The following is a 24449-nucleotide window of genomic DNA, read 5'->3' as shown; positions in this document are numbered from 1 at the left end:
CCTATGCCACGGTGGTAACTTTTTCGATGTTAACTAAAAATGATTTATATTCTGGCGTTTGTGAATTTGCATCACCTAAATGAGGAGTTAATTCATTGACCAAAAATCCTTTCTTAGTTTGTCCAGTGAATCCCCAAACAATTGGGATTCCAATGGTTTCGATCTCTTTACCGTCTACCGTTAACGTAGGCAAGCGTTTAGTTACTACCGCTTTCGCTTTTATATAGCCTCGATACGAAGTCACTTTAACGGTGTCGCCTAATTTGATTCCTTTTTTATTGGCAAGATTTTCGCTTAGTTCGATAAATTGTTCTGGTTGCGTAATTGAGGCCAATCTTGCGTGTTGTGTCCAAAAGTGGAAATGCTCTGTAATACTGTATGTTGTTCCCACATAAGGAAATTCATCTGCTGAACCTAAACGCGCTAAATCTTCTTTAAATGCTCGAGCAACCGGATTATTGATTTGTTCTGGATGCAACGGATTATTGGTAATTGGCGTTTCAAATGGTTCGTAGTGCTCAGGGAAAGGCCCATCAACCAGACGATTTAAGCAGAATAATCCACCTAAACCATCGTTATTCATAATAAAGGCGCCTGCACCAGAACTTGGAGACAAGGTAGCGGTAAAGTCAGCAACATCATTGCCATCCCAATGAGAACCATTCCATTTTATCAATACTCGGTTTGGATCCCATGGATTGCCGTGTTCATCTGCCGATGCCCGATTATAGAGTACACGTCGATTCATTGGCCATGACCATGCCCAACCAGCATGGATACCTTTACCAGATGGATCTGTTGGATCACGTCTTGCCATTAAATTACCTTGTTCAGTCCACGAACCACAGAATATCCAGATACCTGAAGAGGTGGTACCATCATCTTTAAGCTGAGAAAAACCACTTAATAATTGACCTTTTTTCAGAATCACATTACCGTTGGTATCCGTAAGGTCAGCAAGAGCACGACCATTACACTCTTGGGCTAATTCTTCCGCTGCTGGCCCTTCTGGATCTTGGTAATCCCAAGAAAGATTATTAATTGGTTCATGATAAGCACCGCCTTCTTCAGCATAAAGTTCTTTGATTCTTAGAAAGATACGTGAAATGATTTCGGGGTCATATAGCGATTCATAAGGAGGCTTTGCTGCTGCCCAATGCCATTGCAATAAACGAGATGAATTGACAATCGTACCGTTTTCTTCAGCGAAACAGTTAGTCGGTAATCGAAAGACTTCGGTTTGAATTTTGCTTGAATCGACATCGTTTGACTCACCATGATTTTTCCAAAATTCGGCTGTTTCAGTGGGTAATGGGTCAATGCTCACCAAGAATTTGAGTTTAGATAAACCTTCACGAATACTATTTTTATCAGGTAAGGCAGCAAGTGGGTTGAATCCTTGGCAAATAAAACCATTGGCTTGACCATCACGCATCATTTTACTAAAGCGTAAGATATCGTAAGTTTTATCCCATTTAGGTAACCAATCAAATCCCCATTGATTGTCTTTAGTCGCTTTATCACCATACATCGCTTTCATAAAACTGATAAAGAATTTGGGATAGTTACCCCAGAAGTTCACCTCATTGGCGCCTAACGGTTTAGGGGTTTTTTCATCCAGATACTGTTCAAGCGAAACTTGCGAGTCTTTAGGTAAATCCAAATATGCAGGTAAACGATTGGATAAGAGTCCGACATCGGTTAAACCTTGAATATTTGAGTGTCCACGTAAGGCATTAATTCCCCCACCCATGACACCCACATTACCTAAAATAAGTTGAATCATGGCAGCAGTACGAATAATTTGGGTACCATAAGTATGTTGTGTCCAACCTAAGGCATATAAAAATGTTGCTGCTCGGTCATTGGTTTTCGTGCTGGCAAGAGATCGACAAACATGTAAAAATCCGTCTATCGGGCTTCCGGTAACTTTGTTTACCATTTCTGGTGTATATCGACTTACATGTTGTTTTAACAGATTCCAAACACATCGTGGATGCGTGAGTGTTTTATCTCGAAGCGCATAACCCTTTTCATCTTTTTGATATGTCCAGCTGGCTTGATCATATTGGCGATTATCAGCGTTATAGCCACTAAATAGACCACTATTTTCATCAAAATTAAAGTCATCACTCACAATTAAGCTAGCGTTACTGTGTGTGACTAAATATTCAAAATTAACTTCGTTATGGGTAATGAGATAATTAATAATACCTAGTAAGAAGGCAATATCCGAACCTGCACGAATCGGAACATATTTATCGGCAACCGAAGCCGTGCGGTGAAAACGAGGATCAATAGCGATAAGTTCAGCGCCATTTGTGATTTTAGCTTCAATCGCCCACTTAAAACCAACTGGATGAGCTTCAGCGGCATTTCCACCCATAACGATGACGACATTGGCATTTTTAATGTCATTCCAGTTATTTGTCATCGCACCACGCCCATACGTTGCTGCAAGACTTGATACTGACGGGCCATGACAAACCCTTGCTTGAGTTTCAAGACTTAGCATACCTAATGAGCGAGCTATTTTGAACGCTAGCCAACCCGTTTCATTACTCGCAGCTGAAGTAACCAACCAACCGGTTGATGTCCAGCGATTCACGGTTGTACCTTGTTCATTTTTCTCGATAAAGTTTTTATCTCGGTCTTCTTTCATCAATCGAGCAATACGATCAATCGCTTCATCCCAACTGATACGTTGCCATTGATCAGAGCCAGGAGCACGATATTCGGGATATTTAACACGTTGTTCACTTTTGATATAGTCTAGCACTCCAGCACCTTTTGGGCAGAGTGAGCCACGACTAACCGGATGATCAGGATCGCCTTCTACATGGAAAATGGAAGATTCGGCATTTTTAGCTCCATCACCTCGACTATAAAGTAACATTCCACAGCCAACCGAACAGTAGGTACAGTTATTGCGGGTTTCTTTCGATTTTAATAATTTGAATTGGCGAGTTTGTGCAAGCGCCACATTGGGAGCAAGTCCAAGCGTGGCAACTGTTGTTCCTGCCATGCCACCAGCGCAGATCTTAAAGAACTGTCTACGGTTAAATAGCATATGAACTCCTTAAAAGCTGACATTACATTTTAATTTATTATATTGATAGGTACTAATATCCCTATTGGATAATAATTCATAATAATCGTTTATCAATTGGAAATAAAGGAAAAAACAGATATCAATGATTAAAATTTGACATTAATCAAAAAAACAGAAGAAAAGATCCGATAATTTTTATTAAATTTTATCTAAAATTGTTAGCAGCACTTTGCAATAATTATGTAAAGCTTATCTTAACAAAACTTAAAATTATTATCAATATACAAGCTATCAAGTGAATCGATTGGTATTGTGGATTTTGCTATATTCAACAATATTGATAGAGCTTGCCACTGATAAAAGGGCAAACTCTATCGATACCAACTCGTGATTAAGGATTAATTTCCTCAATTGTTTGCAAGACTCGATGAGTAATGAGAGGTTTTAGGATGTTATTCATGTTTTCAATTTTTTGAAAACTGGCACTATCTTGATCATCCAGATAACCTTGTTCTCGTAGTGATGCAACCAGTGTTGAAAAGACCCCTTTATCAAAAAATTCTGGCGCATTGATTCCATGTAATACCGATAATCTTTCCGCAATTAATCGACCTTCTTTTTCTAAATTAGCTCGACTAATTGAAGGGTCTTTTTGCAAAAGCGAAAAAGCAATCGCGTAACGTTGTAAGGTATCTTTTGATGACGAAGCAATTAACTGTAAACCAGACATTTTTGCATAATTGAGCACTAATTTATCTGACGTACAACTAATTAAATTTAAGTCACAATAGGTGGCGATAATTTGATTTACATATTCAACTAACTGCGCTTCATTATGATATAAAAACAGTTCAGATTTAATTAATGGGAAAAGCAATTTTACCTGCTCTAAAACCGCTTCTGAGGAGATGCGATTATTCTTCACAAGAATTCTGGCAACGATTGCAGGAATGATCAGCAAATGTTGAATATTATTACGATAATAAGTCATTAAAACCGCTTGTTCAGTGGTTAAACCGACAATTTCGCCAGCCTCATCGGTTGTGATAACAAATTTACCCATCTGTTTAGCATGTTCAAATAGTTCATCTGCGCTTTGAGCGGGAATCGTTATCAAATCAGAATAAGGAATATTTTTTAATAATGTAAGAAGATAATTAATATGTTCTATGAGTTTAACTTTAGTTAATGCCCGTTGATCCGCTGCCAATAAGATAGAGCAACATAAATTCATGGCGTTAATAGCTGCTGAGGCATTGATACGCTCCATGATCTGTTTTGCCAGAACATTGGTAGTGGGTGTCAACCAATTTGGGCGAGCGGTGCCAGTTGGTTCAATTGCATCACGCCATTCTGGTATTTGTTGATTTAAAAATTGGTTCAGTGGGATAGGTTGACCAAAATTAACATAGCCAAAACCTAATTTTTTTAATTTTAAAAAGGCTTTTAGCGTACGCCATAAACTCTCTTTTTCTTTTTTTGCTCCGCGTAATTCATTGGCATAAGTCGCCACTTCTAAAACGTGTTCATAACCAATATAAACCGGTACAACGGTGATAGGTCTTGCATCGCCACGCAATAACGTTTGAATGGTCATCATGAGCATGCCTGTTTTCGGATCGAGCAATCTACCGGTACGTGAACGCCCACCTTCGATAAAATATTCAACAGCATAGCCTCGAATAAATAACTCAGCTAAATATTCACGAAAAACGGAAGTATAAAGTTTATTTCCTCTAAACGAACGACGAATAAAGAAGGCACCTAGTCGTCTAAAAATCGGACCAGCAGGCCAGAAGTTCAAGTTGATACCAGCAGCAATATGAGGTGGTACTAATCCTTGTCGATAAAGAACATAAGATAATAAAAGATAATCCATGTGACTGCGATGACACGGTGCATAAACAATTTCATGTCCATTTTGTGCCAGTTCTCGAACTGGATCGGCATTGGTTACTTTTAAACCTTGGTAAAGTCTGTTCCATGCCCAAGTTAAAACAATATCGGTAATTCTTAGCATTCGATAAGAAAAATTAGCGGCAATTTCGTTTAACATTGCCAGTGCATTTTTTTTCGCTTTATCAAGACTAATATTTTTGCTTTTGGCTTCTTCTTGAATTGCATCAGAAAGGCTAGGATTAGTTAATAATTTATTCAGCATTTGTTGCCGTACAGGCAGTTTAGGACCCACTGATGCCATTCTTTGTTTGGTAAAATGAATACGTGCAACACGAGCAAGCTTATGGGCTAAGACCGAAATATTTTGTTGATTATTGATTTCAATATCTTTTAATGACACGGTTCTTGAAAAACGGGTATAGCAATCTCGACCTGAAACAATGATTTTATATAATTTATAAGTTGCTCCCAGCACTTGTAGAGAAGGGCTTTTTTTGCCTTCTTTATCTGGACTGCGTCCGAACATCACCGAAACCGGTAACATTTGAATATCCAACTCGGGATTTTCTTGATGAGCAGAAATATATTCTCTTAAAATGTCAATTGCTTTTGTTTTTTGTTGATTAGAGGCAAAAATACCCGGGCCTTTATCAATAAAAATATATGAAGGAACCATATTACCATTAATATCGATGCCTTCTAGCGGATCAGGTAAGCCGAACTTGGAACATAAAGAACGAACAACCATAAGATCAATCTTAGAATTATAGGGCAAAACATATAATATGGGTTTATTAGTATCAAGACCTAATTCAGAAACCGGATCTGCTGGTATAGGTTTACTTTTAACAAATAATTTAATTGGGATTTGGATTAGTGAAAAAGAAACTTTAGTCCACCACGAAAACATAAAAATAAACCTCATCGTATTTCGCTAATTATAGGCTTAAATAATGAAATATACTTAATCAAGCTAATACAGAAATTAGTATTTAAATCATAATAGTGAATCTCTCTTATTGTTTAAATAAGAGAGAAAACACTAAGTATATACTTGTTATCATTTAAACGTTAGCTAATTTGCACAATCTTTCGTCGATATAGTTTGAGTTAAATAACTCTATTTATAACGATAGTTGAAAGCATTATAAAGGTTTATTGATATCAACTCCACGAATCTCTTTGTTTTTTATCCTCTCCAATCGTTGGATCAGGGTAATAACATCTCGTCCTTCACGCATGCCATCGATAAGTTTACGAGCTTGTTTACAATCGCCAATTTTATGATAAACATAGTTATTTTTAGTTGCATGTTCAGAAAAAGCTTGGCTAAAGGTGTTTTCACTTAGCATTCCTAAACAGACAAAACCATAATCGAATTCTAATTTAAATTGGTGACCATCTTTATCTTTAACTAAAAAGTGATTTTCAGCGACTTCCAGTAAAGTTGTAGAAAGATGAACATCAACCTGATTATGTTTGAGCATGGTCATCATAGAAATGCGACCAATATAATCCAAATCTTCAGCCATAGCAGGCTTCATTTCAACAATGGAAACCGCCTTGGCGTTGTTTTCAGAAAAATATTCAACGACATCCAGCCCGACAGCTCCCCCACCGATGACAACCACTTTTTTATTAGCAATATCGGTAAATTGATTGAAGTCTTCCATGATGTCAAAAATCGAAAATACTTGTCTGTTTGGTGCACTAAGCTGATCGTGTAATCCTTTAATAGGGGGTAATAAAGGTTTTGAACCGGTTGCACTAATCACTAAATCGGGTTGTAATTTTTCGATTATTTCAGGCGTTGCTCGTGTATTAAGATTGATTGTGAGATTTTTTAAACTTTTGGCACGGTTGATAAGAAATTTAGGCAAATCGGCAATACGTTGTTTATATGGAAATCGAGAAATCATCATTGACAGACCACCCAAAAAAGGCTTTTCTTCATATAATGTAACATTACATCCGACTTCTGCTGCTGTGCATGCGGCTTCAAGTCCAGCCGTTCCGCCTCCCACTACAACAACATTAAGCGGGGTTGAGATCTGATAGCGTTTATAGTCTTCATAACTGATAATATCCGGATTAACTGTACAGCGAATTGGTTTAGATCTCGCAATGCGATGATCTGCACAACCAATATTACATGAAATACATTTTCTTAATGTGTCGATTTCGTTATTTTGTACTTTTTCAACCCAATAAGGTTCGGCAATTAGCCCTCGTCCTAAAACGACAAAATCAGCAATCCCTTCTTCAATTGTTTTGGCGATGATTGATGGGTCTCGAAAGTTACCAGACGCAATGGTCGGTTTATTAAATTTATCTCGCACAGCTTTTGCCATGTAAGAACGCCAACCGTCTGGGAGATTCATCTGATCAATCTGAAATTGGATAGTATCATTTTGTGCGGCAGATACATCAAAAACATCCACACCCTCACTCAGGTGTTCTAAAATAGCTAAGGTATCGTCTAAAGTATTTCCTCCATCTACAAAATCGACCGCACTAATCCGTAAAAGGATTGGAAAGAAAGGGCCGACTTTGCTACGCATTTCATCAATAACCAAACGAATTAATCGTGCTCGGTTTTCGATACTGCCTCCAAATTCATCTGTACGGTTGTTATACAGTGGTGATAAAAATTGACTCAGCAAATATGAGTGTCCGGCATGAATTTCAACAGCATCAAAACCGGCTCTTTGGGCTCTGTGAGCTGCTAGTCCATATTGTTTAACAATATCATGAAGCTCTTCAATCGTTGCTGGTCTGGGAATATTGCCACCTGTTTTAGACGGTATATTGGATGAAGAAATAGGTTGCAAGCCATTTAAGCGACCGGGGTAAGCGGATGCGCCTGCATGATTAATTTGTACTGCGACCGATGCCCCATGCTTGTGCATACGTTCAGTAAATTTATACAATCCGGGAATGTATTGATCGTTGTCGATTCTCAGTTGTGTGGTACCGTTAGTACCATAAGGAAAATCTACGCATACGTTTTCAAGGATAATAAGCCCAGTTCCGCCTTTTGCTCGTTGTTCATAGTATTGAATATGGTCATCCACCATTTCGCCATGTAATGTGGCAAAGTTAGTCCCTATCGGTGGCATGACAATTCTGTTGCGTATAGTTGTTTTATTAATTACAAACGGTTCAAATATAGCTGAAAAATTGGGCATATTTGTCTCCTTTTTATTTAAATAATTTCTCTATCAAACATTGCAAAATAGTCTTCAAAACGTGTTAAAGTTAATAATAAATCCATTGCTAACTTATGCTGATATTTTATAGATCAAGTTTAATTTATTCATTTTACCTATAAATAGATGAAAACTAGAATGGCTCGCGTTATGTTAAGCGCGAGCCATTATGAGAATTCGTTATCTATTTAATTAGAATTTTTTCGTTTTATACCATTTTCTATCGACTAATTTATTCTCTAAGAATTGTTTAAATTCCATAAAATGAGCAGTCGTATTATGAAACTCAATGGCAGCTTGGTTTGCCCATATTTCTGAGAAAATAAAAATATGTTGGTTATTGGTATCCAGACTGAGTTCATAACGAATGCAACCAGCTTCTTTTCTGCTTTCATTCCGCACTTTTAGGGCAGCTTGTTGATATTCCTTTACCCACTCTGGTTTTACCTCATGTATTGCAATAATATTTAGCTCACACATCGATATTCCTTATGGTTATTCTCTATTTTGATTGTGGTTTTCAAATCCTAAAAAGCCAATTAACCACCATGATCACGGTCGTGAGCTATAAGCCTAATTGACTGATATTTTTTATTTGTTTGATGCTTTCGAAGCTGCATGTTGTTGTTCTGCAAATTGGCGACGACCACCCGGACGAGGAACTAAATCTCCAAGCATCACTTCGTAACCACCATCAACCACAAGCTCAGTACCATTTGAATAATCAGAACGTTTACTTGCCAAATATAAAACAGCATTAGCAATATCAATGGTTTCACCAATACGACGGCTGGCAATCATACGGGTACGACCTTGTTCAACTTCTTTATCTTCATAGAATTTTTTTGATAAAGGTGTTTTGACAAAACATGGACAGACTGCATTACTGCGAATACCAAATTGTCCCCATTCAGCAGCAAATTGTTTAGACATCATCGAAACACCAGCTTTGGTTGAACTGTAAGCACCACTGTAAGTTTCAGGCGTGTGCGACGCCACCGTTGAGATATGCACCATACGACCTGATTTTTGCTCAATCATTAAACGCCCAAAACGTTGAGACATAAGGAAATATCCTGTTAGGTTAATATTAACGGTAGTATTCCATTCATCAAGAGGAAGGTCTTCAATCGGACAAAAACGTAAAATTGCTGCAGTATTAACCAGTACATCACAACGTCCAAATTCTTGTTTTACTTTTGCGACCGCTGCATCTACTTGTGCTTCGTTAGTGGTATTACAGGCAAGACCGATTGCTTTTATACCATATTCATTACTTAACGATTTAGCGAGTTGTTGACATTTTGTTTCATCTAAATCGATAAGTACGAGATTCGCTTTTTGTTTGGCAAATTCACGGCAAATTTCGGAGCCCATGCCACCAATTGCACCTGTGATGACACAAACATCATTTTCTAATCCTAACCAACTTTGGCTCATAAAAACTCCTATTATTCAACTTGATAACTTTTATTTATACTTTCTTCGCATATCTTTATGTTTGATTAAATCTTAATGTCAAAGTAAGTACCAAATTATTTAACCTACTGTTTACTTTGATACAACACATCTAAAATATAACGTAACTGTTTGACATCTAATTGCCCCGGTGCTGAGGCATTTTTAGCTGCTCCAAATGTCATTGCTGAACCAAATGTTGTTCCTGCCACTCGGCTAATTGCCCCCAGCCCTGCCATTGACATGGTAATGATGGGTCTGGTTGCATATTTTTCATTCATTTCTGTGGTTGCCGCTAATAAGGTAAGGACGTCATCTGTGGTCTGTGGCATAACCGCAATTTTGGGAATATCAGCACCCAAATCTTGCATTTTACGTAATCGAGAAATGATATCGTTTTTCGCAGGTGTTTTTTCAAAGTCATGGTTGGATGTGACAACCAATACATTATGTTGATGCGCTACATTAATAATTTCTTTTACGTATTGATCGCCGATAAAGACTTCAACATCGATCAGGTCGACCAGTCCACTCTTAGCTATTTCTTTATTTAATTCGAGATAATCGGTTAGTGGCCACGGTTTTACTCCACCTTCATTAGCGGTACGAAAGGTAAATAAAATAGGTTTGCTCGGTAATAAGGTTGCAATTTTTTTAGCAACAGTTTTCACAGCATCAATATTATCAACTTGGGTGAAGTGATCCACTCGCCACTCCAAAACGTCAAAATCTATCGATTGTAAAAATGTCACTTCATCAAGCAGTTCGGTTTCAGTTTTACCCACAATTGGGACAATAATTTTCGGCGCACCCGATCCTATAACTAGATTTTTGGTTGTAACTGTTTTCATTTTATATCCTGTTGGTAAAAGATTATGTTTATAATGTTTAATCTTATATTGTGTGATGCAAATCAGACAATAACATAAAATAATCTGCTAACTTATTTTTAATTGGATTATTAGGTAAAAAGATTACCTATCGACTAATCATTAAATCCCATTTTTTCTTTTACATACTCAATAGGTGCATCTTCACCCGTCCAAATTTTGATTTGCGCTGCACCTTGCCAAAGCATCATGCCAATCCCATTTAAGGTTTTACAACCTTGCTGTTCTGCGATTTCAAGCAATTTGGTCTTACGTGGGCTATAAATACAGTCTGTTACGACAAGATCCGGTCTTAACATCGTTGGATCGGTAATTAAACTTTGCCTTTCTAATGGTTTCATTCCAACACCTGTAGCGTTACAAAGTACTTCACTGGTGGCAATGGCTTGACGGAGTTGCTCTTTATCAGCAAGGTCGGTCACACTGACTTTACAAGATGTGTTTTCATTTAATTTTTTTGCAATTGCTTCAATTTTTGCATAGCAGTCATCTTTCTGATTGAAGATGGCGATCTCTTTCACACCATCAAGCGCAGCTTGTACTACAATGGCTGTTGCTGCACCGCCTGCACCAAGAATCGTCATTTTTTTACCTATGACATCAATGCCTGCTTCTTTCAACATGCGCATATAGCCAATGCCGTCGGTGTTATAACCGGTTAATATGCCGTTATCATTCGAAATTGTATTGCAAGCCCCACTCATTTCAACCGCAGGTGTTAACTTATCAAGATATTGGCAAACCAATTGTTTATTGGGCATCGATACCGCACTACCTCGCAAACCTAAGGCACGAAGACCTTTTATTGCATCGGGTAATTTTTCTTGATCAACTTCAAAAGCCAAATAAACATAAGGGATATTTAGTTTTGAATAAATAGTGTTTTGCATTTGCGGTGATAAACTGTGACGTATTGGATAAGCCATTAAACCAATCAATAAATAATGGCCGTCAATATTATTTCTCATTAAAAATTCTCCACTACACGCTTTTTTTTCAATAAAGCGTTAACAATTAAGATTGTTCAGCAACACGTTTTAATAATGCACGTGTATCTTCAATATACATTTTAGCGCGTTCAATTGGGGATTTAGATAAAGCTAATTCGTCATTACAACATTCAATTGAAATCGGCATTTCAGGTAAAGCTTTCAACAAAGATACAAGGTCAATACCACCACGCCCCGGCGATAAACGATAATTACGGGCTTGATAAAGTAGTCCTTCTGTGTCTTGAGGTTTTTCTTTGGTACCATCACACAGTTGCATATAACGCCAACAATCTTTAGGTACTTTTTTCAAATCGTCAAGGGTATTTGGACCTCGATCAAAATGCAGGGGATCAATTATCATACCTTGATTGTTTTGATTCGCTTTTTTTAGCAGTTCAACACCGGCATTGACGCCAGGGATGTTCGTCCATGGCATCGGTTCGATATTGATAGCAATGCCAAGGGGAGCGGCAATGTCACAAAGCTGGGCAAAATTATCGGCTAGTCGATTTTGATCGGGATCGTTACCCGCCAAAAGTACCTGACTGGCACCTAATCTTGCGCCCGTTTCCAGTACGGGTAAAAAGTTAATGACACGGGTATCGGGTTTTAAACGGAAGATTTCTATATCTAATACCTTAATTCCTGTCTCTTTTAAACGGCGTTCAATTTCTCGAACCAATGGCGTATCGCCGACGGTCGCATATACCGGTTCAGTTGGCGTAGCCGGTATAAGCCTCAAACCGACATGAGTATAACCCGCTTCTGCTGCAACGAGGACTTGGTTAGCAGGTGAAACATCTAAGACAGTTAACGCTGCCAATCCAATTGGACGGTTAGACATATCTTTCTCCTTAATTAAAAATTTAATTCATCTAAAGCATAAAATTAGTGTAATTTTTAAATAAGCCACATTATGATTCATTATTATATTTCTATAAATATAATGATTTCTATTAAAAATATCTATTATTTAAAATAGCCATTTATTCTGTAATTAGCAAGGATAAAAAAAGGATTTTTATCAAAATGAGATCTTTATCAATAAAAAATTAATCAGACAGTTATAAAAAATATGGGGAGTTTATTGAGCAATGTGTTGATTTTGCTTTTTATTTTAATCTGTCACTTAAAATCCATTTAGACGTCAACTATTTTTAGAATAATCATGGTTAAAAGTCAGCATTTACTATCAATTGCACTTTCTATAGTCATCCACTAAAATAATTAACTTTGTTTATTTAAGAGAATATATCTATGAATACAGTTTTTGAGCTTTTATCGTCAATAAACGCTGTGGTTATTGCGGTAATTTGTATGTTAATTTTATCTCTTTGCCGTGTTCATGTGGTAATTAGCTTAATTATTGGTGCCTTTGTTGGTGGTTTATTTAGCCATTTAACGTTAAAACAAACAATTGATGCATTCAATACAGGTATTAGCAATGGTGCAAATATCGCTCTTTCTTATGCTATGCTTGGTGCTTTTGCGGTTGCAATTTCAAAATCGGGATTGCCTGAATTATTAGCTGATAAAGCGGTTAAACAGCTGACAACGAGCAGTGCTAAAAAACGCATAAAATGGTTATTAATTATTATTATTGCGTTGGTCAGTATTTCTTCACAAAATATCATACCTATCCATATTGCTTTTATTCCACTGTTAATTCCACCACTATTATATGTGATGTCTCGATTACAGTTAGATAGACGAATGATTGCCTGTATAATGACATTTGGACTCATTACACCTTATATGTTCTTACCGGTTGGTTTTGGTAATATCTTTTTAAATCAAATTTTATTAAAAAATATCACTGCATCTGGTATGGATGTTAGTCATGTGAATGTAATGCATGCTATGGCGATACCAGCGCTAGGGATGTTTGTTGGGCTACTTTGGGCAATTTTTGTCAGTTACCGTAAACCAAGAGAATATAAAATTATTCGTGAAGAGACGAATTTAGAAACGGTAAATAGTGTAAATAAGCGTTCACTTATTGTGTCTTTATTGGCGATTGTTCTCTCTTTTGCTATCCAACTTTATACAGGTTCAATGATTTTAGGGGCGCTAATTGGTTTTATTTGCTTTATTGTTTCGGGAACCATTAAATGGGGTGAAGCAGACGGCGTTTTTACTGATGGTATTAAAATGATGGCCATGATTGGTTTTGTTATGATTTCTGCCCAAGGCTTTGCCGAAGTGCTAAAACAAACAAATGATATTGAACCGTTAGTGATTAACAGTGCTGCTTTATTTGCGGGTAATAAAGTTATTGCTTCATTTATGATGATGTTAGTCGGATTGGTGATCACGTTAGGTATCGGTTCGTCATTCTCGACGGTGCCTATTATTGCGGCAATCTATGTCCCACTTTGTATTCAACTTGGCTTTTCACCTATTGCAACAGTCTGTTTAATTGGTGCTTCTGGAGCGATTGGTGATGCTGGTTCTCCGCCTTCTGATACTATTTTAGCAACGTCGGCTGGGCTTAATAGTGATGGTCAGCATGATCATATTCGTGATAGTGTTATTCCAACATTCACCCATTTTAATATCCCTTTATTTATTGCGGGTTGGGTTGGATCGTTAATTCTGTAATAACATCAATAAAGGCTGTCATTGCTTATGAATAACAAGTTATATCAAAATATCCGTGCGGTTTGTGCTCAGGCTATTTTTAATGTGTTGGAAGAAGGGCAATCGCTCAGCTCTGCATTGATGACTTTAAATCCTAAAATTGCCGATAAAGATAAAGCGTTAGTTCAAGAAATCTGTTTCGGGGTAATGCGGGTATTACCTGAACTGAATTTCTATATTCATAGCTTGATGAACAAAGTGCTTACTGGTAAAAATAGAGTTTTACACTATTTATTGTTAGTGGGTGTTTACCAAGTTCTCTATACCCGTATTCCGGAGCATGCAGCAGTAGGAGAAACAGTTAACGCGGTTAAGGAATTAAAAAAAATCGCTCTCAAAGGATTAATTAATGGTGTGTTGCGGGAATTTTTACGTCAACAAGCTGTTTTGACAAACCAATTCACGCAAGAAAGTAAACAAGACACCGCCCGAACTCTCCATCCGACGTGGTTACTAATTCGTCTTAAGCAAGCCTATCCACAGCAGTGGCAAGCAATTGTATCGGCGAATAATCAAAAACCTCCGATGTGGTTGCGAGTGAATCTTAATCACTATTCAGTGAGTGAGTACCAACAACTGCTTACCGAAGCAGGCATTGAATCGCAAGTTTTTACCGATATACCTTCTGCCATTAGGTTATTACAACCTGTTAATGTAAACAAATTGCCCTATTTTTCTGAAGGTGCGGTGACCGTACAAGACTTGTCTGCACAATATGCGGCTTATCTACTTGCCCCGCAAAATGGCGAGCAAATTTTAGATATGTGTGCAGCACCTGGTGGTAAAACTACACATATTTTAGAAGTCGCCCCAAATGCTCAAGTATTAGCGGTTGATGTTGATGCGAGTCGTGCTAAACGGATTAATGACAATTTAACGCGTTTAAAACAATGTGCTGAAGTGAAAGTTGGTGATGGATTAACGCCAGAAAAATGGTGCGCAGGGCGTCAATTTGACCGGATTTTACTTGATGCCCCATGTTCAGCTACGGGCGTTATTCGGCGTCATCCAGATATAAAATGGTTACGTCGTGATAGTGATATAGCCCAACTCACTGAGTTACAACATGCGATCTTAACGAATATTTGGCCTTATTTAAAAACAGGTGGTACTTTAGTCTATGCGACTTGTTCAATTCTTCCAGAAGAGAATAGATTGCAAATTGAGCGTTTTTTACATGAAAATAGTGATGCAAAATTGCAAGGCGAGGTTAAACAGTTTTTACCTACCGACAACGGCGGTGATGGGTTTTTTTATGCGGTTTTAACCAAACATAGCTAACAGAACGTTTAATGTGATGATGTCTGCCTCACGCTATATCATCACATTTTGTCATTAGCAGTAACTTTTTATCAATTCAGCTAATTCCTGTCCATGTTTTAAGGCTTTGGTTCTTATTTCTGTTTTATCATCAAATGGCGATACACCATATAATAATGCTGGTGGAAGATATTCCATTTGTATATACAGAGACGAAAATTTTACTGATTCAAGAAAGTGGTCAATTAAATTTTCACCGTATTCTTGGTAACTTTTTTGCCCTATTGTTAAACTCTGCAATAACTTTTTACCTTTTAATTTATCACCTTGTGAGCCATAAGCAAATTGGTAAGTCAATACTTCATCAAACCATAACTTTAATATAGCTGGCATATTAAACCAATACATAGGATATTGAAGAATAATAAGATCATGTCTTAATAACGCGGCTTGTTCTTGTTCTACATCGATTTGATAATTAGGGTAAAGTTGATGTATATTTCGGATTTCAAGATCGGTAACAGTTTGCTGTAATGTCTCAATAATTGTTTTGTTAGCAATGGATTGCGCCATATTGGGATGGCCTAAAATCATTAATGTCATAGTAATTTCCTTTCCTTTTATGTAAAAAATGCACGTTACTCAATTGTATAAACTATATACTAGTATAAAAATAATACTAGTATAAACTAAATTATAGGTTAATTATTGGTCGCTTGGACAATTTTTAGTAGATGTGGTAAATTCTCGGTTTATTTTGTGTTATAAAGATATTTGTAATGGCTTATACTCTCACCTATAGTGATCTCCCCGAAAATATTCAAAACTGGCAAGGTTTACCATTATCTTTGAATGGTTGTGAAGTGGTTCCGCTTGACTATAATGCAGGTAAAACAGGTTGGATCATCTATGGTAAAAAATTAAATAAAACGATACTGTCAAAATTCCAAAATCAGTTGGCGATGCCAATGGTGATAGTTTCTTCTTGGAAAATTAAAACTTACCAAATTGTCCGTATTGCTGGTGTTATGCCTAAAAAGGCAAAATCTATTTCCCTAGCATTAGGCATTGATGTATCACCTATTGATAATTTACCAACCTTACACTCACCAGGTTTGCTTGTTATGGATATGGATTCCACGGCGATTAAAATTGAATGCATCGATGAACTTGCCAAATTATATGGTGTTGGACATCAGGTAGCGGCTGTCACCGAGCAAGCTATGCGGGGCGAGTTAGACTTTGCGACCAGCTTACGTAAGCGAGTTGCAACCTTGAAAGGAGCTCCTCAAGAACTCTTACAGCAAGTGAAAAATGATTTACCTTTGACTTCGGGACTGACTTATCTAGTTAAAGAATTACAAAAAAGAAATTGGTATGTCGCTATCGCATCAGGGGGATTTACCTATTTTGCCGACCATTTAAAACAAAAATTAAAATTGGTCGATGCTTATGCAAATGAGTTAGAAATCAAAAATGATAAATTAACCGGTAAAGTAACGGGTCAAATAGTCGATGCCAAATTTAAAGCTCGAACATTACAGAATTTAGCTGCATCGTTAGATATACCCATTGAACAAACGGTTGCTATTGGCGATGGTGCGAATGATTTAATGATGATTCGAATTGCAGGTCTTGGTGTGGCTTATCATGGTAAACCTAAAGTGGTTGAAAAGGCACGAATTAGCATTAATTATGCAGATTTAACTGGATTATGGTGTATCTTATCGACCAGTTTATTAAGTGAAGGTTAGGAGATTAAGTTGGCAAAAACCGTTAAACGTGCTTTTGTTTGTAATGATTGTGGTGCAGATTATCCTCGTTGGCAAGGTCAATGTAGTGCATGTCATGCTTGGAATACCATTACCGAAGTTAGGCTGGCAAGTGCATCATCACGCAATGATCGGTTAACCGGTTATGCAGGTAGTGGCGTTGGACAGGCAAAAATTCAAAAACTGTCTGAAATCAGTTTAGAAGCGTTGCCTAGATTCTCTACCGGCTTTTCCGAATTTGACCGAGTGTTAGGGGGTGGTGTTGTCCCTGGTAGTGCTATTCTCATTGGGGGTAATCCGGGTGCCGGTAAAAGTACCCTGTTATTACAAACCATGAGTAAGCTTTCAACGCAAATGAACACCCTTTATGTGACGGGCGAAGAGTCCTTACAGCAAGTGGCTATGCGTGCTCATCGCTTAGGACTACCAACCGATAATATTAATATGCTGTCAGAAACCAGTATTGAGCAGATCTGTTTGCTGGCTGAACAATCACAACCTAAACTCATGGTTATTGATTCCATCCAAGTTATGCATCTTGCTGATATTCAATCATCGCCGGGGAGTGTCGCTCAAGTGCGGGAAACCGCTGCTTATTTAACTCGTTTTGCTAAGACCAAAGGCATAGCCATTATTATGGTTGGACATGTTACTAAAGATGGGTCACTTGCCGGTCCTAAAGTCCTTGAACACTGCATCGATTGTTCAATTTTATTAGATGGTGATGCGGATTCCAGATTTAGGACGTTGCGTAGCCATAAAAACCGGTTTGGTGCAGTGAATGAATTAGGTGTTTTTGCCATGACCGAGCAAGGATTGAAAGAAGTCAGTAATCCATCAGCGATTTTTTTAAGTCGTGGGGATGAAATGCTACCCGGTAGCTCGGTGATGGTGTTATGGGAAGGGACACGTCCATTATTGGTTGAGATTCAAGCGCTGGTAGACCATTCAATGTATGGGAATCCAAGACGCGTAACAGTTGGGCTTGATCAGAATCGATTAGCCCTTTTACTGGCTGTCTTGCATCGGCATGGTGGATTACAAATGGCTGACCAAGACATTTTCGTTAATGTCGTCGGAGGTGTAAAAGTTACTGAAACCAGTGCCGATTTAGCATTGATTGCCGCCTTAGTATCAAGTTTTCGAAATCGTCCACTGCCACAAGATGTGGTTATTTTTGGCGAGATTGGCTTAGGTGGCGAGATTCGCCCTGTGCCAAGTGGTCAAGAGCGGATTTCTGAAGCGGCAAAACATGGCTTTAAAAAAGCGATAGTACCGATTGCCAATATGCCGAAAAAGAGACCTGAAAATATGCAAGTTTTTGGTGTCAAAAAAGTTTCTGAAGCTTTAGATATTTTGAATGATTTATAGCTAATTGGTTGATGCGTCTGTTATTTTGCCGATAAAAAATACCGGCAAAATAACAGTTAAACAAGCTATTTTAGATGATGTGTTAATAACAGATCTCATAACAAGGTTGATAAGCCGTTCCACCCGGTAATTTCATCCGATCTTGTTTAACAAAGCTACGTAATAAATCATCCAACTGTTTCATTATTTCCTTATCGCCTTGTAACTTATAAGGGCCTCGTTCAGCAATTTGTTTCATACCAAACTCCTTCACATTACCGGCAACAATTCCCGAAAATGCACGACGTAAATCAGCGGCTAATAATTCCACTGGCTGATCTTTGTGTAAATTCAATGAAGCCATATTCTCATGAATGGGTTCAAAAGGTTGTTGTAACGAACCATCAATTTTAAGGAGCCAGTTAAAACCGTAAGCATCACCTGTTTTTAAGCGTGAGGATTTTACATGTTTAACCCCTTTTTTCATAATACGCGCAACTTGTTCTGGGGAATCAATAATAATTTGATAAAGCTTGGTGGCTTCTTCGCCTAAGGTTTGACGAATAAAGTCATCGATGGCAGCAAAATAGCCTTCGCATTCTTTAGGGCCAGTTAAGATAAGTGGCAATGTTTGATCTTTATTTGCTGGGTTTAACATAATGCCTAAAATATAGAGCAGTTCCTCAGCAGTACCCGGACCACCAGGGAAGATAATAATACCGTGTGCCATACGGACAAAAGCTTCAAGCCGTTTTTCAATATCTGGCATGATGATAAGCTCATTGACCAAGGCATTAGGTGGTTCAGCGGCAATAATTGAAGGTTCAGTCATCCCAATAAAACGGCTATCTTTATAGCGTTGCTGAGCATGACCAACAGCGGCGCCTTTCATGGGAGCTTCCATAATGCCGGGGCCACAGCCAGTGCAGATATTAAGCTCACGTAGCCCTAACTGCATACCGACTTGACGGGCATAATAATATTCGTTTTCATTAATTGAGTGACCACCCCAGCAAACCACAAGATTAGGCTCTTCGCCGACATGTAGCGCATTAGCATTACGTAAAATCGAAAAAACCAAATTAGTAATATAATAGGAATGATCTTTATCAAGGTTGACATTCGACACTAATTGCTTAACAGCACTGATTTGACTATTTAAAAAAAGAATATCGCGCAACACCGCAAAAAGGTTAGCTTGAATTGAACGGATAATGCGTTTATCCACAAAAGCACTTTCCGGCGCATCGATAAGTTCTAGCTTAACGCCTCGTTCTTTACTAATCACATTAATTTCGAACGATTGAAACCTATCTAATAACTCTTTCGTATTATCGGTTTTACTGCCCGCATTAAGTGTTGCTAATGAGCAATTTCGAAATAATTGATATAATTCACTATTTGCTGATCTTTTCAGAATATCCACTTCAGCTTGAGCAAGTAAATCCATAGATCCTAATGGGCTTATATGGGTGGTAATCATCACAACCTCCATTTGACGGTTTTATCGACAAAGGAGTTATTATATACTCAAACAGATTGAATAAGTAAAGTTTATAAAATGAACTTTTTTCAATTTTATCGTAATTATCCTAAATTGAGAGCTATAAAGTAGAGTAGAATTATTTTTTGATATTGATTATCATGATAGCGAAAAAATAAAGGAATATTTTCAAATGAAAAATGAGTTTTATTTATTAAAAGGAACCGTTAGCCATTTAAGGAAAGGAGAAAAAGATATAGTTGCTTTTCCGTTAATTTGTTCAATAATTGCTTTTTTCTGTTATTTATTTGGATGGTGCCCACAATTAAATGGGAAATATTTTTTTTGTTTTGTTGGCAATAAGCAAGTTGATGGTCGGCTGACAAAGATTGCTTTTAATGATGGTGATTATGTCGAAATAATAGTTAAACCAACGCAAGATGATACCTACCAGGCTTATGCTGTCCGAATACCTCAACAGCATGCAATTATCTTCCCTCATCCTCTTGGAGCTTCAACTTTGGAACTGTTAGAACTCAGTTTTATTATGGTTTCAATATTTATTGTTCCTATATTTTTACTGTTATTAATTGTCGGATTATGTGATGACGCTTCATTTGCTTATTATTTTAGTGTGATTAAAAATAGTTTTTGGGGATGGAGTATTGCAATAATTCTTTTCTTTTTTTGGGGAGGAGGGGGATACTCTTTTTTTTCTAATAAGATTTTTTCATGTTTAGGATATCTTGAGCCTTGGCGATATAGTGCTGAAAAGGAAACAAAGAGATTCAAAAAATTACACTATCGTCAAGATTCGGAAATATTTAACGATCCACAAACACCTGATTTTCAACGATTAAAAATATTTAAAGGAAAGGTTAACTACTATTGTAGAACGCCAATATTACCAGATTGGCTTAAGGTGATTGATGAAAGATCAATAACCAATAAAAATAAAACCTGATAACTTTTTAATTTCAATGAAGTAATTTACGGATAGATGACAAAAATAAAAAATTAAGGAAATATTATGACTCAAAGCACGACAATAAATTCAGAATGAGCATTCAGATAATGACTTAATTGAAGATATTCTGTTAAAACAGTTTTTGAAAGAACAGTCACAAGGTGCATATTGGCTTGCATTATATCCAAAAAAATATGATATACCGAAAGAGGTAATTGTTATTCAGACTGATAAAAATGATGAATCAACTTAACCTTTGAATTTTATTCAGGATGTTTGAATTGATTAATTGATTATAGTCAAAAAATATTGTCTATGTTAGACTAAACCAAACTCTGAAGCTTTTTCACCTAAGTGTTGCCTTGGCCTGTTTCATATGGTGAATTAGCCGCGGTATAGCGCAGAAATGGCTATGCTTCCCGATTTGGATAAGGTGTTTTTTTTATATGCAATTAGTGGATAATTATCAGCGTCGATTTCAATATCTGCGCTTGTCGATTACCGAACTATGTAATTTTAAATGTCAGTATTGTTTACCCAATGGTTATCATCCTAATAAGCCTCACCATTTTTTATCGCTTAATGAAATTGATAATATTGTGTCAACATTTACTGAGCTTGGTGTTCATAAAATTCGAGTTACTGGTGGTGAGCCGACATTGCGCCGAGATTTTACCGAAATTTTGTCGGTTATTTCGGCTTATCCCAGTATTCGTGAGCTTGCAATCACGACCAATGGCACACGGTTATTAAAAAATATCAACTATTGGCATCAAGCCGGTCTAAATTCAATCAATATTAGTATAGATAGTTTTTCCCCTCATATATTCAAACTGATCACAGGTCAAGATAAGCTGAAAGAGCTGATTGCTGGCGTTGAAAAAACGTTAGAAATTGGCATACCGAAAGTGAAGATTAATACTGTTTTAATGAAAGATCTCAATAGCCATTTATCTGATTATTTATCTTGGATTAAATACAGACCAGTTGAGTTGCGTTTTATCGAGCTTATGGAAACCAATGAAAGCCGTAATTTATTTCATCGTTATCACTTAGCTGGTCAATCAATTGAACGTCAATTAATTGAGCAAGGTTGGCAGTTACAACCGAAGCAAGCTCTATCAGGGCCGGCAAAAGTTTATGCGCATGATGATTATCAAGGTAAAATTGGTCTTATCATGCCATATTCAAAAGATTTTTGTAAAAGTTGCAATCGATTGCGAGTGTCATCAATTGGGCAGTTACACTATTGTCTGTTTGGTGATTCGGCGATTGATTTACGTGATTTACTGGTCAGTGCAGACCAAAAAGCACAACTTAAATCACGCATTCTTGCTTCATTGGTAGTCAAACCAGAAAAACATCGATTACACGATAATCTAGTGGGTATGATGCCTAACTTATCTTACATTGGTGGTTAATACTGCATTTTGTTTCGGGATAGTTGAAAGCTGCCAATGTGCTATTGCCCAATCTAACAATTGTTGTTGGGTTGCATCTTGCCAATCTTGTGGTATCTGTTGTCCTAAAAATTGCAGAGCTTGAATGGTTAGCGAGGTTGGATTATCCAATTCGATTGGTTTAGCATGATTTTGTTTCGACAGCTTATTACCATTATGATCTAAGACCAGTGGTAAATGGCAATAGGTTGGAACGGTAAAGCCTAACTGTTGATAAAGTGATATCTGTTTTGCGGTAACCGGTAGCAAATCAGCGCCACGAACAATTTCGGTAATGCCTTGCTGATGATCATCCAGAACGACGACCAAATTATAAGCAAATAGTCCATCTTTTCGGTGAATAATAAAATCTTCTTGCGCACTTGCTGGTTCAACTGTTTGTAATCCAAGAATGTTATCTTCAAATTCAAAGATTGGATGGGTTTGCTTTAACCGAATGGCTAAATGCTGCTGGTGGTTCGGGGTTAAATTTCGCTGACGGCAAAAGCCATCATAAATATGATTGGTAAGATGATGGATTCGTTGTCTCGAACAGTCGCAATAGTAGGCTTGCTGTTTGGATAGTAATGATTGCAATACCGATTGATAACGTTCACTACATGTTGATTGGTATAGAACATCATCATCCCAAAACAGATTGAATATTTCTAATGTTTTTAAAATGAGTGAGGATGCACCTTTGACTTCGCGTGGTGGATCGATATCTTCAATACGGACTAACCATTTACCTTGATAAGCTTTAGCTTGTAAATAGCTACCGAGAGCCGTCACCAACGAACCAAAATGTAATGGTCCGGATGGTGAGGGAGCAAAACGACCAATATAGCACATGGGCTTATCTGGTAGTGTAATGTTTGAGGAAAGTAATTAAAATTACATTCCCATTTGTTTTTCGCGAAGTTCCGCTAACGTTTTACAATCGATACATAGATCCGCCGTAGGTCTAGCTTCAAGGCGACGAATACCAATCTCAACGCCACAAGATTCACAAAAACCAAAATCATCAGTTTCAATTTTCTTTAATGTCTTTTCAATTTTTTTGATCAGTTTACGTTCTCTATCGCGTGCTCTTAACTCTAGACTGAACTCCTCTTCTTGAGTTGCTCGGTCAGCTGGATCTGGAAAATTTGCAGCCTCATCTTGCATGTGCGAGACTGTTTTGCCCATTTCGCCTTGTAATTGCGCAAGCCATGCTTCTAAGATAAGTTTGAAATGTTTCAATTGCTTAGGGTTCATATACTCCTCGCCTTTCGCCTCTTTATAAGGCTCAAGCCCAGCAATTGAAAGCAGGCTAAGAGAAGATGTATTAACTTTTTGTTCCTTTTTCACAGCAATCCCCTTAAGTACAGATTATTTGCAAGCGCTAAACTATAGCAATAAATTAGCCATTGGCAAAATTTTTTTATGATTTTTTTTACATAATTAGAGCAAATTAACATAACTATATGTATTAATGTATATAATTATGCTATCCACTGTTTCATGTCATTTTTAGGACACTTAGCAACAAGATCTGACAATTTGTCATTATCGGGAAAGACGAGTTCTGGCTCAATATCAAAGAGTGGATAAAGGACAAACTCTCGGTTTTTCATGTGGTAATGCGGTATGGTTAATCGTTCACTATTGATAATCAAATCATCATATAAAAGAATATCCAAATCTAAAGTTCTTGCTCCCCAACGATTATCTTTGCGAACTCGCCCTTGTGATTTTTCAATCGATTGTAAGGCATCTAATAATTCAATTGGTGAAAGGCTTGTTATTAACTTAATCACTGCATTGAGATAATCATTTTGATCTTGTGGCCCTAAAGGTTTACTGCGGTAAAAAGGCGAGACTTCAATCAGTTGAGTATGAGGCAATTGAGTTAAAGCGGCTATTGCTCGATTTGCTTGAGCAAAAGGATCGTCAAGGTTACTTCCTAACGCGATATAACAAGTTGACATAATTAGATAAGTGAAATTTTAGGTTAATCATTTGTCATCTATATTAGCATACTAATGATGAGTCAAAA

General features: G+C 37.3%; 19 protein-coding genes and 1 riboswitch. Of the genes, 6 read left to right on the top strand and 13 right to left on the bottom strand.

Going from position 1 to position 24449, the window contains the following annotated elements:
* Position 1: 1 nt before the first annotated feature.
* The 8 genes from fdnG to ACKJXD_RS08890 all read right to left on the bottom strand — a co-directional run bounded on the left by fdnG (position 2) and on the right by ACKJXD_RS08890 (position 12344).
* Positions 2–3070 (bottom strand): formate dehydrogenase-N subunit alpha, encoded by a 3069-nt coding sequence (gene fdnG, locus ACKJXD_RS08925; RefSeq protein WP_267349567.1) that lies wholly within the window; start codon positions 3068–3070, stop codon positions 2–4.
* 373 nt (positions 3071–3443) lie between these two features.
* Positions 3444–5876: a glycerol-3-phosphate 1-O-acyltransferase PlsB gene (gene plsB, locus ACKJXD_RS08920; protein ID WP_220216036.1), complete on the bottom strand. Its 2433-nt coding sequence runs from the start codon at positions 5874–5876 to the stop codon at positions 3444–3446.
* A 220-nt stretch (positions 5877–6096) separates the two neighbouring features.
* Positions 6097–8139 (bottom strand): FAD-dependent oxidoreductase, encoded by a 2043-nt coding sequence (locus ACKJXD_RS08915; RefSeq protein ID WP_294825769.1) that lies wholly within the window; start codon positions 8137–8139, stop codon positions 6097–6099.
* Between the two features lie 213 nt (positions 8140–8352).
* A complete protein-coding gene (locus ACKJXD_RS08910) occupies positions 8353–8640 on the bottom strand; it encodes a putative quinol monooxygenase (protein ID WP_267349572.1) in 288 nt (95 codons plus the stop codon).
* A 111-nt stretch (positions 8641–8751) separates the two neighbouring features.
* Complete coding sequence (locus ACKJXD_RS08905) at positions 8752–9600, bottom strand: SDR family NAD(P)-dependent oxidoreductase (RefSeq protein WP_220216033.1); 849 nt, start codon at positions 9598–9600, stop codon at positions 8752–8754.
* 104 nt (positions 9601–9704) lie between these two features.
* Positions 9705–10469, bottom strand: coding sequence for a type I 3-dehydroquinate dehydratase (gene aroD / locus ACKJXD_RS08900; RefSeq protein WP_411597414.1), 765 nt, complete (start codon positions 10467–10469; stop codon positions 9705–9707).
* A gap of 134 nt (positions 10470–10603) precedes the next feature.
* A complete protein-coding gene (locus tag ACKJXD_RS08895) occupies positions 10604–11476 on the bottom strand; it encodes a shikimate dehydrogenase (RefSeq protein WP_430876097.1) in 873 nt (290 codons plus the stop codon).
* A gap of 46 nt (positions 11477–11522) precedes the next feature.
* Positions 11523–12344, bottom strand: coding sequence for a sugar phosphate isomerase/epimerase family protein (locus ACKJXD_RS08890; protein ID WP_220216030.1), 822 nt, complete (start codon positions 12342–12344; stop codon positions 11523–11525).
* A 413-nt stretch (positions 12345–12757) separates the two neighbouring features.
* Between ACKJXD_RS08890 and ACKJXD_RS08885 the strand changes: the two genes are divergently transcribed.
* Together ACKJXD_RS08885 and rsmB are read left to right on the top strand one after the other, a co-directional pair.
* Positions 12758–14101 (top strand): Na+/H+ antiporter family protein, encoded by a 1344-nt coding sequence (locus ACKJXD_RS08885; RefSeq protein WP_220216029.1) that lies wholly within the window; start codon positions 12758–12760, stop codon positions 14099–14101.
* A 27-nt stretch (positions 14102–14128) separates the two neighbouring features.
* Positions 14129–15421, top strand: coding sequence for a 16S rRNA (cytosine(967)-C(5))-methyltransferase RsmB (rsmB, locus tag ACKJXD_RS08880; protein ID WP_430876096.1), 1293 nt, complete (start codon positions 14129–14131; stop codon positions 15419–15421).
* Positions 15422–15475: 54 nt separating this feature from the next.
* Here the strand turns inward: rsmB and ACKJXD_RS08875 are convergent, their stop codons facing one another.
* A complete protein-coding gene (locus ACKJXD_RS08875; protein WP_220216027.1) occupies positions 15476–16003 on the bottom strand; it encodes an NAD(P)H-dependent oxidoreductase in 528 nt (175 codons plus the stop codon).
* A 176-nt stretch (positions 16004–16179) separates the two neighbouring features.
* On the opposite strand from ACKJXD_RS08875, the gene serB reads away from it, so the two are divergent.
* Both serB and radA read left to right on the top strand, forming a co-directional pair.
* Positions 16180–17154, top strand: a complete 975-nt coding sequence (gene serB / locus ACKJXD_RS08870; protein WP_430876095.1) for a phosphoserine phosphatase — start codon at positions 16180–16182, stop codon at positions 17152–17154.
* Positions 17155–17163: 9 nt separating this feature from the next.
* On the top strand, positions 17164–18543 hold the full coding sequence (gene radA / locus ACKJXD_RS08865; protein WP_267349586.1) for a DNA repair protein RadA: 1380 nt from the start codon (positions 17164–17166) through the stop codon (positions 18541–18543).
* Positions 18544–18625: 82 nt separating this feature from the next.
* Here radA and ppnN read toward each other — a convergent pair whose 3' ends face one another.
* The gene (ppnN, locus tag ACKJXD_RS08860) at positions 18626–20002 is read right to left on the bottom strand and encodes a nucleotide 5'-monophosphate nucleosidase PpnN (protein WP_220217316.1); all 1377 of its coding nucleotides are present in this window, start codon (positions 20000–20002) and stop codon (positions 18626–18628) included.
* A 196-nt stretch (positions 20003–20198) separates the two neighbouring features.
* Here ppnN and ACKJXD_RS08855 point away from each other — a divergent pair, with 196 nt between their 5' ends.
* Together ACKJXD_RS08855 and moaA are read left to right on the top strand one after the other, a co-directional pair.
* Positions 20199–20969, top strand: coding sequence for a hypothetical protein (locus ACKJXD_RS08855; RefSeq protein WP_430876094.1), 771 nt, complete (start codon positions 20199–20201; stop codon positions 20967–20969).
* A gap of 324 nt (positions 20970–21293) precedes the next feature.
* A riboswitch (molybdenum cofactor riboswitch) is annotated at positions 21294–21424 on the top strand.
* Positions 21419–22393 (top strand): GTP 3',8-cyclase MoaA, encoded by a 975-nt coding sequence (gene moaA, locus ACKJXD_RS08850; RefSeq protein WP_430876093.1) that lies wholly within the window; start codon positions 21419–21421, stop codon positions 22391–22393. (Overlaps the previous riboswitch by 6 nt.)
* Here the strand turns inward: moaA and gluQRS are convergent.
* The 3 genes from gluQRS to folK form a co-directional block, all read right to left on the bottom strand.
* On the bottom strand, positions 22373–23263 hold the full coding sequence (gluQRS, locus tag ACKJXD_RS08845; RefSeq protein WP_220216023.1) for a tRNA glutamyl-Q(34) synthetase GluQRS: 891 nt from the start codon (positions 23261–23263) through the stop codon (positions 22373–22375). The two genes, moaA and gluQRS, sit on opposite strands and share 21 nt — an antisense overlap.
* Before the next feature lie 42 nt (positions 23264–23305).
* Entirely contained in the window at positions 23306–23761 is a 456-nt protein-coding gene (gene dksA / locus ACKJXD_RS08840) for an RNA polymerase-binding protein DksA (protein WP_065559802.1), read from the bottom strand.
* A 134-nt stretch (positions 23762–23895) separates the two neighbouring features.
* A complete protein-coding gene (gene folK / locus ACKJXD_RS08835; protein WP_267360689.1) occupies positions 23896–24381 on the bottom strand; it encodes a 2-amino-4-hydroxy-6-hydroxymethyldihydropteridine diphosphokinase in 486 nt (161 codons plus the stop codon).
* Positions 24382–24449 lie beyond the last annotated feature (68 nt).

It is taken from the genome of Gilliamella sp. G0441 (assembly GCF_050589305.1).
Lineage (GTDB): Bacteria > Pseudomonadota > Gammaproteobacteria > Enterobacterales > Orbaceae > Gilliamella.
Note: the sequence above shows the minus strand (reverse complement) of the source record. Positions and strands in the feature narration are given on the sequence as shown.

Coding starts and splice junctions, on each gene's coding strand:
- ACKJXD_RS08875 (WP_220216027.1), bottom strand. CDS start 16,003: ATGACATTAATGATTTTAGGCCATCCCAATATGGCGCAATCCATTGCT.
- ACKJXD_RS08905 (WP_220216033.1), bottom strand. CDS start 9,600: ATGAGCCAAAGTTGGTTAGGATTAGAAAATGATGTTTGTGTCATCACA.
- serB (WP_430876095.1), top strand. CDS start 16,180: ATGGCTTATACTCTCACCTATAGTGATCTCCCCGAAAATATTCAAAAC.
- ACKJXD_RS08915 (WP_294825769.1), bottom strand. CDS start 8,139: ATGCCCAATTTTTCAGCTATATTTGAACCGTTTGTAATTAATAAAACA.
- ACKJXD_RS08910 (WP_267349572.1), bottom strand. CDS start 8,640: ATGTGTGAGCTAAATATTATTGCAATACATGAGGTAAAACCAGAGTGG.
- plsB (WP_220216036.1), bottom strand. CDS start 5,876: ATGAGGTTTATTTTTATGTTTTCGTGGTGGACTAAAGTTTCTTTTTCA.
- aroD (WP_411597414.1), bottom strand. CDS start 10,469: ATGAAAACAGTTACAACCAAAAATCTAGTTATAGGATCGGGTGCGCCG.
- ACKJXD_RS08890 (WP_220216030.1), bottom strand. CDS start 12,344: ATGTCTAACCGTCCAATTGGATTGGCAGCGTTAACTGTCTTAGATGTT.
- folK (WP_267360689.1), bottom strand. CDS start 24,381: ATGTCAACTTGTTATATCGCGTTAGGAAGTAACCTTGACGATCCTTTT.
- fdnG (WP_267349567.1), bottom strand. CDS start 3,070: ATGCTATTTAACCGTAGACAGTTCTTTAAGATCTGCGCTGGTGGCATG.
- gluQRS (WP_220216023.1), bottom strand. CDS start 23,263: ATGTGCTATATTGGTCGTTTTGCTCCCTCACCATCCGGACCATTACAT.
- moaA (WP_430876093.1), top strand. CDS start 21,419: ATGCAATTAGTGGATAATTATCAGCGTCGATTTCAATATCTGCGCTTG.
- ACKJXD_RS08895 (WP_430876097.1), bottom strand. CDS start 11,476: ATGAGAAATAATATTGACGGCCATTATTTATTGATTGGTTTAATGGCT.
- ACKJXD_RS08885 (WP_220216029.1), top strand. CDS start 12,758: ATGAATACAGTTTTTGAGCTTTTATCGTCAATAAACGCTGTGGTTATT.
- rsmB (WP_430876096.1), top strand. CDS start 14,129: ATGAATAACAAGTTATATCAAAATATCCGTGCGGTTTGTGCTCAGGCT.
- ACKJXD_RS08855 (WP_430876094.1), top strand. CDS start 20,199: ATGAAAAATGAGTTTTATTTATTAAAAGGAACCGTTAGCCATTTAAGG.